Consider the following 11293-nt stretch of genomic DNA (forward strand, 5'->3'; position numbering starts at 1 on the left):
CAAGTGATGTGCAATATATTGCATGGCGTGCGATGAGGAATGAAGGGTTCAGACGGCCCGGTGATCCACCGGATAGGTGCCTCCGGGACGCACGAGCGTGCGGCCGGAGGTCGGTGCCTAGAGAGCGGCCGCCGGTCCGGCGGGCACGGTGAGCTCGGCGGTCGTCCCCTCGCCGGGCACAGAGTGGAGCGAGATGACCGCGCCGTTGCGCGCGGCGAGATCCTGAGCGATCGACAGCCCGACGCCGGTTCCTGCCGTGACCCGCGCGACGGCGTCGGCGCCCCGGTAGAACTTCTCGAACGCGTTCGCGACGGTCTCGGCATCCATTCCGGGGCCCGTGTCGGTCACCGAGATCGTCACGGCGGCGCCGTCGGCGTCGTCGGCGCGGGCCGCGGCGATGGCGACGGTGCCGCCGTCCGGCGCGAACTTCACCGCGTTCGAGACCAGGTGTCCAAGCGCTCGGGCGAGTTCGGCGCGGTCGCCGTAGCCCGCGAGATCGGACGGCACGTCGGTGGTCAGGGTGATCGACCGGGCGCCGGCGAAGGGCAGGGCGCCCGCCTCGGCCTCGGTGACGAGCTCGCCGATCGCGAAGAGCTCGGGACCGGACGTGCGCGATGCGCGCGTCGTGCCGAGCGAGAGCAGGTCCTCGACCAGGTGCAGGAGACGGCCCGCGTTGCGCTCGATCGCGAGCACCCAGCCGCGCTCCGGTTCGTGCTGGTCGCCGTCCAGCAGCAGGTCCGTGTAGCCGACGATGCTCGTGATGGGGGTGCGCAGCTCGTGGCTCGTCGATGCGACGAAGTCGTCGCGCTGCCGGGTCAGCTCGAGCCGCGCGGTGAGGGTGGCCGCCTGCTCGTTCGCCGCCTCCGCGCGCGCCGTCGCGGCCTCCAGTCGGGCGATGTTCGCCGACCGGATCTCGTGCCGTGCCGAGACGAGAACGAGCGTGAACCAGCCGAGCGCCGACATGAACGAGACCGTCGCGATGGATGTCTCCGCCGGGGTGTACGCCGCGGAGACGAACGAACCGTGGCCGCTGACCGTCAGCGCGAGCACCGACACCGCTACGACGAGCGACTCGGCGAGGGCGATGACGGCCGGCAGTCGCAGCGCGCCCCAGCACACCCCGACGAACACGAGGAACCCGACCGGGATCACGGCGCCCGGGCGGAAGGCGGCGAAGACCGTGAGGGCGAGGAGCACGCTCTGCATCCCCAGCTCCCGGAGCGATACGGTGTCGGGGAGCGGCTCCGGCAGCGCGGCGAACGGTGCGATCAGCAGGACGGCCGCGCTGTGCGACGCGGCGACGATGGCGGCCGACGCCCAGAAGTCCCCGCCGCTCCAGATCGCTCCGGCGGCCCCGGCCGCGATGCCGGCGACGATCGCGCCGGCCGCGGCGATCAGCGCGAACACGATCGCGTCGGGCAGGGAGCGCAGTGTGAACGGGTGCGGCCGGGCGATCCGCAGCCCGTAGACGACCACGGCGACCTCGAGCGTGTTGGCGATGCCGTACGCGATGCTGAGCCCCAGCTCACGACCGGTCCACGCGTTCGCGGCCCCCGTCACGACCAGCACCAGCACCAGCACGAACACCTGCTGCCGCGGGGGGACGAGCAGCGCGAAGCAGACCGACAGGCCGGCGGCGGGCCACCACGCCGCGACCTCGGTCCCGGGTGTGGCGAGGAACGCTCCGCCGACACCGGTCGCGAAGATCAGCACGCCGGCCAGCGGCCACCCCCACCAGGGCAGCCGGACACGTCCGGGTCTTCCGAACGGCGGCCACGCACGACGCATATGCAGACGGTAGCGCCCGGATGGTCCAGATCATGCACGCCGTTGCCGATCGCGTGCGCGCTTGCCACGCCGTGCGGTGCCCTTGCGCGCGGCTCAGCGAGCCAGGAAGTACTCCCGGGCGAGCGGCGCGATCTCGAAGCGGTCCGCCTCCCGCGGCCCCACCCAGGCGAGCTCGGCGATCTCCGCGCCCACCGCGGGCTGCTGCGCGCCGATGTCGGCGGCGAAGACGTCCGCCACCACGACGAAGCCGGGTTCGTTCGCGGCCGCCGCGGTGAACGAACCCATCCCGCGCAGGGCGCCCGGGGGCACGTCGATGCCGAGTTCCTCGGCGAGCTCGCGGCTCAGTGTCTCGCTGGCCGTCTCGCCGGGCTCCGGTTTTCCGCCGGGCTGCATGAACGCCGTGGTCCCGGCCTTGCGGACGAGCAGGAGACGACCCTCGTCGTCGCGGATCACCGCCGCCGAGACGTGGATGCGGCGGGTGCCGGCGGTCGGTGAGCTCACCGTGGCACGGTAACAGGTTCCGCCCATCCGGCCCGACGTAGAATCGCGTGTGCCTCCCGAGACCTCTTCCCTCACCGACCTGCCCAGCGGCATCGACCCGGACGAACTCGCCGTCACGCTCAAGGTGCTCCGCGAGATCGCCGATGTGGACCAGTCGCACCCCGACTTCATCACCGTCCGTCGCGCCACCGCGCACATGTTCAAGGCCGCGAAGCGCGTGCGGCGCCGGGAGATCCGCGACGCGATCGCGCAGGCCGATCGCGAGGTCGTCGCCGCGACGGCGACGGGTGCCGCCGACCGCATCGACGATGAGACCCGCGGCATCCCGATCAGCACCGCCACCACCGCGCCGACCGCCGGCACACTCCGCAAGGCGCGCGGCTGCTACATCTGCAAGCAGCCCTACACGCTCGTCGACGCGTTCTACCATCAGCTCTGCCCCTCCTGCGCGGCGATGAGCCACGCGAAGCGCGAAGCGCGTACCGACCTGACCGGCCGGCGCGCGCTGCTGACCGGCGGACGCGCGAAGATCGGCATGTACATCGCGCTGCGCCTGCTCCGTGACGGCGCCCACACGACCATCACGACCCGCTTCCCGCGCGACGCGGTGCGCCGCTTCAGCAGCCTCCCCGACGCGCCGGAGTGGATCGATCGACTGAAGATCGTCGGGATCGACCTGCGCGATCCGGCCCAGGTCATCGGCCTGGCCGACGACGTCGCGGCTGCCGGCACCCTCGACATCCTCATCAACAACGCGACGCAGACCGTGCGACGCTCGCCCGGCGCGTACCAGCCGCTCGTGGACGCGGAGCTCGCTCCGCTGCCGCACGGCCCGCTGCCCGAGCTCGTCACGTTCGGGCACACCAACGACCAGCATCCGCAGGCCCTCGAGCGGTCGGTGACCGCCCACCCGATCCTCGCGGCGGCGGCCTCGCGCGCCGACGAGCTCACCGAACAGGCGATGGCCGCCGGCTCCAGCTCGCTGGAGCGCCTCGCCGCCGGCACGGCGATCGACGCGGGCGGGCTCATCCCCGACCTGCACGACGTCAACTCGTGGACGCAGCGCGTCGGCGACGTCGACCCGCTCGAGATGCTCGAGGTTCAGCTGGCCAACACCACCGCGCCTTTCCTGCTCGTGTCGAAGCTGCGGCCGTCGCTGGCCGCGAGCCCCGCCCCGCGCACCTACGTCGTCAACGTCAGCGCCATGGAGGGCGTCTTCGGCCGCGGCTACAAGGGGCCCGGGCACCCGCACACGAACATGGCCAAGGCCGCCGTCAACATGCTGACGCGCACGAGCGCGCGCGAGATGTTCGAGACCGACGGCATCCTGATGACGAGCGTCGACACCGGCTGGATCACCGACGAGCGCCCTCACCCCACGAAGGTGCGGCTCGCGGAGGAGGGCTTCCACGCCCCGCTCGACCTGGTCGACGGCGCCGCTCGCGTCTACGACCCGATCGTTCGCGGCGAGGCCGGCGAGGACCTGTTCGGTGTGTTCCTCAAGGACTACGCGCCCGGCGCATGGTGAACCTCCCGGAGCCCGGACGGCGCGTCGTCGTGCGGTACCTGCTGCCCACGGGGCAGGCGACGGACGCGCTGGGTGAGCTCCTCAGCGCGGATGCCGAGACGGTCGTCGTCGACGGCAAGCGCGGAGTCGAGCGGATCCGGGTGGCCGACATCGTCGCGGCCAAAGAGGTCCCACCCCCGCCGGCACCGCGGGTGCGCCGACCCCCGCAGCACTGACCGCCGGGGCGCGCCGAGCTCCCGCCCGGCCACGCAGACCGCGGCGTGGATTACGCTTCGCGAGTGACCACGCCCAAGAACGCCGCCCGCGCGGCGAAGGACTCATCGGTGTTCCGCGGCCTCGCCCGGGTCGGATATGTCGTGCTCGGCATCCTGCACGTCGTGATCGGGGGGATCGCCATCTCCATCGCCACCGGCGGCGGGGGCGACGCCGACCAGGGTGGCGCGATGACGCAGATCCGCAGCACACCCGCCGGTGTCGTGCTGCTGTGGGTCATCGCCCTCGGGCTGTTCGCGCTCGCCGCCTGGCAGATCGCCGAAGCGTTCCTCGAGCGGGACCCCGACACGAAGAAGAAGTGGGGGCACCGCGCCAAGTTCATCGGCACGGCCGTCGCGTACATCGCCATCGCGGCGACGGCGCTCGTGTTCGCGCTCGGCGGCCGCTCCGAGTCGTCCGATTCGTCGCAGACCTTCAGCGCGCGACTCCTCGCGGCACCGGGCGGCGTCTTCCTGCTGGTCGTCGTGGGTCTCGGCGTCGCGGCGATCGGCATCGCCTTCATCGTCCGCGGAATCACGCGGGCGTTCGAGAAGCACCTCGACCTCCCCTCCGGCGCCGCGCGGCGGGGGATCGTCGGGTTCGGGGTCGCCGGGTACGTCGCGAAGGGAGTGGCGGTCGCCGCGACCGGCGTGCTGTTCGTCGTCGCGGCGGTCACGCACGACCCGGAGACGGCAGGCGGACTGGATGCCGGACTGCGCGCGCTCGCCGGCCTGCCGTTCGGCGCCGTGGTGCTGTGGGTCGTCGGCGCGGGACTCGTGCTGTACGGGCTGTTCTGCGTCGCGCGGGCACGCTACAACCGCATGTGAGGACGCCCCTACGCATGAATCCGCCCCGAAATCAAGGGTCTATCGGAGCGGGCTGAGACAGAGGAAAGTCATCCGCGCCAACACCATCAAGAAAGGTGCAGACACATGCTCGGACTCATCATCAGCATCATCATCATCGGACTGATCGCCGGCGCCCTTGCGCGGCTTCTCGTCCCCGGCAAGCAGAACATGGGCATCGGTATGACCATGCTGCTCGGAATCATCGGCTCGTTCGTCGGTGGCTTCCTCGGCAAGCTGCTGTTCGGCGCTGACGCAGGTGACGGCTTCCTGCAGCCGGCCGGCATCATCGGCTCCATCATCGGCGCCGTGCTCGTGCTGCTTCTGTGGATCGCTTTCTCGAAGCGCCGCTCGGGCAACCGCGTCTGAAGCGACACGACAGAGCCCTCGCGGACCGGTCACCCGGTTCGCGAGGGCTCTTCTCATGCCAGGAGAGCGTCCGTCGGGGCGCGTGCGAGCGGCCTCAGGAGGCCGTTGGCGGTGGGGCCTGGTCGGACGGGGTCTCGATGTCCGGGTCCTCGCCGGTGACCAGGCCGCTCGGCCCGCTCCGCGCCCGCCCCTCCGCGAGGTAGGCCAGTCGGCGCAGCGTCTCCCTGTTGCGGGCGTGCAGGAGCAGATCGCGGATCGGCTTCGGGACGATTCGCGCCGGACCCGAGACGGCGTCCTCGGCGATCCGGACCGTGCAGTGGCGGTCCCCGGCCCGACGCACCTCGATCGTGACGCGCGCCTCGCCGATCGGCCAGCCGCGGGCCTTCATCACCATGCGACGTGGCGGCTCCCACTCCTCGCTGACCGTGACGTCGTCGATGAGAAGCGGCCAAGGTCCTACCGAGTGGTGCAGGCGGGCACCCGCCTGCGGCCAGAGCGCGTCGACCGCCCGCATCCGCGCCGCCCCCACGACCCACACGGGGTAGACCCAGCCGTCGCGGAGCACCTCGAAGACGTCCTCGGCCCGACAGGCCATCCTGCGCACGTTCTGTGACATCGGTCACTCCCTTCCGCTGCGGCCACGATAGGTCCGGCGGCTCGAGCGCGCCCCCGCCTTGACGGGCGTGCGTCCCCGTGCTTCCCCGCCCGCGATGCAGAGGTCAGGGGCTCAGCGACGCCGCCACCCAGCGGGCATAGGCGTGCCAGGGGTCCTCTCCTGCGGCGAGCGTCGCCGCGTGGGCGAGCAGCTCCTCGTCGGCGCGGAACCACTCGCCGCCGACCCGCAGCGCCGCGAACCTCCGGTGCCGCTCCTGCTCCACGGCACGTCCTCCGGGCTCGAAGGCGAGCAGCTCTTCGTGCCACAGCGTCGCCAGCCGCTGCCGTGGCCGCCACGAGGTTCCGATCTTCACGCGGTCGGCGTAGCGGATGTAGTACACGACTTCCACGCGCGGCCGCGGGAGGTCGGGGTCGGGGACATCGCCGACCCGCCAGCCGCAGACGGCGCATCGCCAGCCGTCGTCCGCGCACACGCCGTCGGCAGCGCCGCACAGGAGGCACGGCCCGGGCATCGCGCCGGCGATCGTCACACCCGAAGGCTAGGCCCCGCCGCCGACACCCTTCCGGGCGCGGCGGATCGCTCCACCGCCGGATGATGTCCCACCGCTCGCGGACCACGCGGCTCGAGATCGCCGATCATCGCGTGCGCCGGACGGCTGAGAGGCCGGAATGTCTGTCGGCGCGGGCGCGCGGCGAGCTCCTGCACGCACCCCTCCGGACGGTGACCCGCCGGCGGGTCGAGGAGACCCTCGACGCGCGGGTCGCGGTGCGGCGTAGCGTCCCGGACGGACGTGCGCTGCACGGGGGAATCGCGTCGTGCGCCGCACGCGCAGTGTCCGGCGCCCTCGCGGGGTCGTCGGCGTCGCGCTGACGGCGTCGACCTGGGTCTCCTCGGCGGGGCGCTCCTCCGGCGTACGCGCGAGGCCGGACAGTCCCCGCTCCAGCAGGTGCAGCCACGTCAGGACCGCACCGAAGGCCATGGCCTCGTAGAGCGCGAGGTTGATCACGCCGGAGAGCATGCCCGCGATGCCGAGCACGAGGACCACCGTCGAGACGGCGCCGACCCGGCGCACGTGCGGCGGGAGCTCCGGGAGGAACCGGCCGGTCACGAGCTGCAGGGCGCCGAAGGCGAGGATGACGCCGTTGGCGGCGCGCTCGTGCAGGAACTCGTTGAGGGTGAGCGGGATGACGCCGATCAGGAGCAGGCAGATCCCGAGCGTCGCCACGAGGACGGGCGTGACACGGACGGCCCGCGCGTCGCCGATCGCTCCGCGGCCGGCCGCCCGGGTGAGGCGGACATGCGCCGAGACGCCCGTGGACGCCGTGACCGCGCCGCAGGCGATCACGCCGGCGTTGAAGGCGACACCGGAGGCGTCGGCGAACATCCCTAGCCGGCTGAAGTGCAGGTGCCACCACAGCGGGTCGGATGTCGTCAGCGCGGCGGTCGCGGTCATGAGACACAGCACCGCGGCGGCGAGGAGAATGCCCGGTGCGCGCAAGGGCCCGCGCGCACGGGAGGAGGAGGTCAGGTCGCTGTCTGCTGGAACGGCGGTCTGCGTACGGGTTGGCATCGGGTCCCCATCATCTGAAATCCCCCACCCGCTGCCCCATGCAGCGGATGCGTCACCCCAGTGCGATTTCTTGTGTTGTCGCGTCGTCCCAGTTCGCCGCGTCGTACTCCACTCATCTTATGAAAATTCGTGGTCACCGATCTTGTCCCCCATATGGTGGACAAGCTAGAGTGACGCCAGGGACCACGAGAGAGAGCATCCGGGGGGAGCTCCTCACGAAGTCCCGATGGGGGGACAGGGAAGACAGGCGACGTCCGGACGTCGCCTCCCTGCGTTGCGGCGAAGGGTTCCCCTCAGGAGCGTTCATGGAAAGCTCGGCTCTTGAGGGGAACCCGGATCCTGAGCGCTCGCCGTGGACCATGCTGGGGGGTACGGCCGCATCCTGATGCTGGGGACATCGGGTGCGCGAGGCTCGTGCAGATCCACTTCGAACCTAGCGCGTAGGCGGCCCCGTCACCAGCTTTTTCCGGTACCCGCGCGACGCGTGGACCCCGACGCGCGCCCGCGCGCGCCGCGGAACGCGGTGGCAGGATGGCGGGATGACCCAGACCCACGTCCTCACCGGAGCCGGCTCCGGCATCGGACTGGCCGTCGCGCGACGCCTCGCGGCGCGCGGAGACCGGCTGATCCTCATCGCCCGAGATCGCCCCCGCGCGGCCGAGGTGGAGGCGCTGCTGCCCGGCAGCCGTTCGGTGGTGGCCGACCTCTCGGATCCCGCGCAGATCGCCGGCGCGGTGGCCGAGCTGCCGGACCGCATCGATGCCGTCATCCACGCCGCGGGCATCGTTGATCTCGGAGACGTCGCCGACGCCCCGCTGGCGTCGTGGACCGACCAGCTCACGGTCAACCTCGTCGCCCCCGCGGAGCTCACCCGGGTCCTGCTGCCGCGCCTTCGCGCGACGCGCGGACAGGTGCTGTTCATCAACTCGGGCGCCGGTCTCACCGCCCACGCGGGGTGGGGAGCCTACGCCGCCTCGAAGCACGGGCTGAAAGCCCTCGCCGACGCGCTGCGCGGCGAGGAGGCGCCGCGCGGGGTCCGTGTCACGACCGTCTACCCGGGCCGGACGGCCACGCCGATGCAGGCGCGCGTGCACGAGCAGGAGGGGCGGGCGTACGACCCGGCGGCGTTCATCGACCCCGAGTCGGTGGCCGACGCCGTGCTGACGGCGCTGACGCTCCCGCGCGATGCCGTGATCAGCGATCTGACGGTGCGGCCCGGCCCGCGCTGACGCCGGTCGGGTCGCTGAGCAGCTCCGCGAAGGCGGCCTCGGCGGCCCCGATGAGCAGCCGATGCTCGGCGAGCCCCGCGGGGCGGATGTCGAGGTCCTCGGCGCACGCCGGCATCGACTGCGCCCGCACCGCCTCGATGAGGCCGGGGACGTCGAGGTCGGCGAGGATCGCGAGGAAGCCGCCCAGCACCACGACCGAGGGGTTGAGGACGTTGACGGCGTTGGCGAGCGCGGTGGCGAGGATGCGGCGCTCACGCTCGATCTCCGCCGTCGCGTCGGGGGCTGTAGCGGCCCGGAGGGCTGCGCCGAGCTCCCGGTCGTCGGCGCGGGAGAGGCCGACGGCTGCCATCAGCCGCGCCCGCCGCACCTCGTCCTCGAGGACGCCGCCCTGCGCCCGCCGGTCTGCCAGGGTCGCGATGCCGGGCCGGTTCTGCCCGAACTCTCCGGCGTAGCCGCCGACGCCGCCCACCGGCATCCCGTGCACGATGAGCCCGCCGCCGATGCCGCTCGCACCGCCGTTGAGGTAGATGACGTCGTCATGCTCCTTCGCGGCCCCGAAGAGGTGCTCCGCCATCGCGCCGAGTGAGGCGTCGTTGCCGACCGTCACGGGGAGTCCGGTCGCGTCCGCCACGAGGTCGCGGACCGGCGCGTCGATCCAGCGCAGGTGCGGCGCGTTGCGCACGAGTCCGTCCGCGGCACGCACCAGGCCGGGGACGGCCAGCCCCACGCCCACGATCCGCGCGCCGTCGAGGTCGGTCTCCCGCCAGTGCTCGACCCGCTCCGCGATGAGGCGCGTCGTCTCGACGGGGGAGAGCAGGTCGTCGAGGGGGATCCGGTCGAAGGCGCGGATGCTCTGATCCAGTCCCACCGCCGCGATCTCGAGCGCATCCACCTCCGGGTTCACCGCGATGGCGACCACGCCCGGATCGACGGCGACGACCGGCGAGGGGCGCCCGACCCGGTTCGACGGATCCGGGGTGCGCTCCTGCACGAGCCCGACGCGGACGAGTTCGGCCACGAGGTCGGCGATGGTCGAGCGGTTGAGGCCGGTCTCCTCGGTCAGGGTCGCGCGCGACTGGGGTCCGCGCAGGTGGACGATGCGCAGAAGCTGCGCGAGATTGGCGCGACGGACGGATTCGATGGTTCGTCCCGGCTGGCTCACGCCCCCACTGTAGCGAACCCCCCGTATTTGTTGCTCTTGACCTCAAAACCCAGGGCTTCTATATTGAAGGCGTCCAGATCACTTTTCGACGTTGCAGTCGAAAGTTTCGAAAGGTTCGAAGATGAACAGACGCAGCATGACGAGGCTGTCCGCGGGCGTCGCCGCCGGCGGTCTCGCGATCGCAGCCCTCACCGGCTGTACCGGCAGCGGCAGCCCCGACCCCAGTGACGACGCCGCGGGGGGCGATGTCACCATCACGTGGTGGCACAACGCCACCTCCGACCCGCTCCAGGGTCTGTGGGCGGACGTCGCCGCCGAGTTCGAGGACGCCAACCCGGGCGTCACCGTCGAGGTCACCGGGTACCAGAACGAGGAGCTGCAGCGCACGCTCATCCCGAACGCGCTGCAGAGCGGCGACGCCCCGGACGTGTTCATGGTCTGGCCGGGCGGCGAAGTGCGCTCGCAGGCCGAAGCAGGTCACCTCATGGACCTCACCGAGGTCGCCGCCGACGAGATCGCCGCCCTCGGCGGCACCGTGAAGCCCTGGGAGGTCGACGGCAAGCAGTACGCGCTGCCTTTCACCTTCGGCATCGAGGGGTTCTGGTACAACAAGGACCTCTTCGAGCAGGCCGGCATCTCCACGCTGCCCGAGACGCTTCCCGAGCTCGAGGACGCCAACGACAAGCTGAAGGATGCCGGCGTGGCGCCGATCGCCGTCGGCGCGGGCGACCTCTGGCCGGCCGGCCACTGGTGGTACCAGTTCGCGCTCGCCGCGTGCTCGACCGAGACGCTCGAGACCGCCATCCCGGCGCTGGACTTCAGCGACCCGTGCTGGCTCGAAGCGGGGGAGCTCCTTGAGGACTTCGTCGCCACCGAGCCGTTCCAGTCCGGCTTCCTCGCCTCGTCGGGGCAGCAGGGCGCCGACAGCTCCGCGGGCCTCATCGCCAACGGCAACGCCGGGATGGAGCTCATGGGGCACTGGAACTCCGGCACGATCGGCTCGCTCACGGCCGACGGCACGGTTCCCGAGTTCCTCGGCTGGTTCCCGTTCCCGAGCGTGCCCGGCACGGCCGGCGACCCGACCATCACGATGGGCGGCGGCGACGGCTGGGGCGTCCACAAGGACGCGCCCGCAGAGGCGGTCGACCTGCTGAAGTACATCATGAGCGCCGACGTCCAGAAGCGCTTCGCGGAGACCGGTGCGGGCATCCCGACGCACCCGGAGGCCGCGGACAGCGTCACCGACCCGAACCTCAAGGCCATCGCCGCCGGTCTCGCGGAGTCGTCGTACGTGCAGCTCTGGCTGGACAGTGCCCTCGGCCCGACATTCGGTCAGCCCCTCAACCAGGCTGTCGTCAACCTCATGGGCGGCACCGGCAGCCCCGAGGACATCGTCAAGACGCTGGAGGACACGGCGGCCGCGCTGTAACCGA

12 protein-coding genes are annotated in these 11293 nt (G+C 71.9%); 6 read left to right on the forward strand and 6 right to left on the reverse strand.

What is annotated here, in order from left to right; translation table 11 throughout:
• Positions 1–117 precede the first annotated feature (117 nt).
• Together QZL85_RS10060 and QZL85_RS10065 are read right to left on the reverse strand one after the other, a co-directional pair.
• On the reverse strand, positions 118–1788 hold the full coding sequence (locus tag QZL85_RS10060; RefSeq protein WP_295576456.1) for an ATP-binding protein: 1671 nt from the start codon (positions 1786–1788) through the stop codon (positions 118–120).
• Between the two features lie 93 nt (positions 1789–1881).
• Positions 1882–2289: an NUDIX domain-containing protein gene (locus QZL85_RS10065; RefSeq protein WP_295576457.1), complete on the reverse strand. Its 408-nt coding sequence runs from the start codon at positions 2287–2289 to the stop codon at positions 1882–1884.
• A gap of 49 nt (positions 2290–2338) precedes the next feature.
• On the opposite strand from QZL85_RS10065, the gene QZL85_RS10070 reads away from it, so the two are divergent.
• The 4 genes from QZL85_RS10070 to QZL85_RS10085 all read left to right on the forward strand — a co-directional run bounded on the left by QZL85_RS10070 (position 2339) and on the right by QZL85_RS10085 (position 5283).
• Positions 2339–3817, forward strand: a complete 1479-nt coding sequence (locus QZL85_RS10070; protein ID WP_295576458.1) for an SDR family NAD(P)-dependent oxidoreductase — start codon at positions 2339–2341, stop codon at positions 3815–3817.
• Complete coding sequence (locus tag QZL85_RS10075; RefSeq protein ID WP_295576459.1) at positions 3811–4032, forward strand: hypothetical protein; 222 nt, start codon at positions 3811–3813, stop codon at positions 4030–4032. The genes QZL85_RS10070 and QZL85_RS10075 overlap by 7 nt, the downstream gene beginning before the upstream one ends.
• Positions 4033–4095: 63 nt before the next feature.
• Positions 4096–4896, forward strand: coding sequence for a DUF1206 domain-containing protein (locus QZL85_RS10080; protein WP_295576460.1), 801 nt, complete (start codon positions 4096–4098; stop codon positions 4894–4896).
• A gap of 105 nt (positions 4897–5001) precedes the next feature.
• Complete coding sequence (locus tag QZL85_RS10085; RefSeq protein WP_295576461.1) at positions 5002–5283, forward strand: GlsB/YeaQ/YmgE family stress response membrane protein; 282 nt, start codon at positions 5002–5004, stop codon at positions 5281–5283.
• Between the two features lie 94 nt (positions 5284–5377).
• Here the strand turns inward: QZL85_RS10085 and QZL85_RS10090 are convergent, their stop codons facing one another.
• From QZL85_RS10090 to QZL85_RS10100, 3 genes are all read right to left on the reverse strand, one after another.
• Positions 5378–5899: an SRPBCC family protein gene (locus QZL85_RS10090; RefSeq protein ID WP_295576463.1), complete on the reverse strand. Its 522-nt coding sequence runs from the start codon at positions 5897–5899 to the stop codon at positions 5378–5380.
• Between the two features lie 103 nt (positions 5900–6002).
• On the reverse strand, positions 6003–6428 hold the full coding sequence (locus tag QZL85_RS10095) for a GIY-YIG nuclease family protein (protein WP_295576464.1): 426 nt from the start codon (positions 6426–6428) through the stop codon (positions 6003–6005).
• Between the two features lie 9 nt (positions 6429–6437).
• On the reverse strand, positions 6438–7352 hold the full coding sequence (locus QZL85_RS10100; protein ID WP_295576465.1) for a hypothetical protein: 915 nt from the start codon (positions 7350–7352) through the stop codon (positions 6438–6440).
• A gap of 656 nt (positions 7353–8008) precedes the next feature.
• On the opposite strand from QZL85_RS10100, the gene QZL85_RS10105 reads away from it, so the two are divergent.
• Complete coding sequence (locus QZL85_RS10105; protein WP_295576466.1) at positions 8009–8698, forward strand: SDR family oxidoreductase; 690 nt, start codon at positions 8009–8011, stop codon at positions 8696–8698.
• Here QZL85_RS10105 and QZL85_RS10110 read toward each other — a convergent pair.
• Positions 8664–9860, reverse strand: a complete 1197-nt coding sequence (locus QZL85_RS10110; protein ID WP_295576468.1) for an ROK family transcriptional regulator — start codon at positions 9858–9860, stop codon at positions 8664–8666. The genes QZL85_RS10105 and QZL85_RS10110 overlap by 35 nt on opposite strands.
• Before the next feature lie 136 nt (positions 9861–9996).
• Between QZL85_RS10110 and QZL85_RS10115 the strand changes: the two genes are divergently transcribed.
• Positions 9997–11289, forward strand: a complete 1293-nt coding sequence (locus tag QZL85_RS10115) for an extracellular solute-binding protein (protein WP_295576470.1) — start codon at positions 9997–9999, stop codon at positions 11287–11289.
• Positions 11290–11293: the final 4 nt, after the last annotated feature.

This window comes from uncultured Microbacterium sp. (genome assembly GCF_900078385.1).
Classification (GTDB): Bacteria; Actinomycetota; Actinomycetes; order Actinomycetales; family Microbacteriaceae; genus Microbacterium.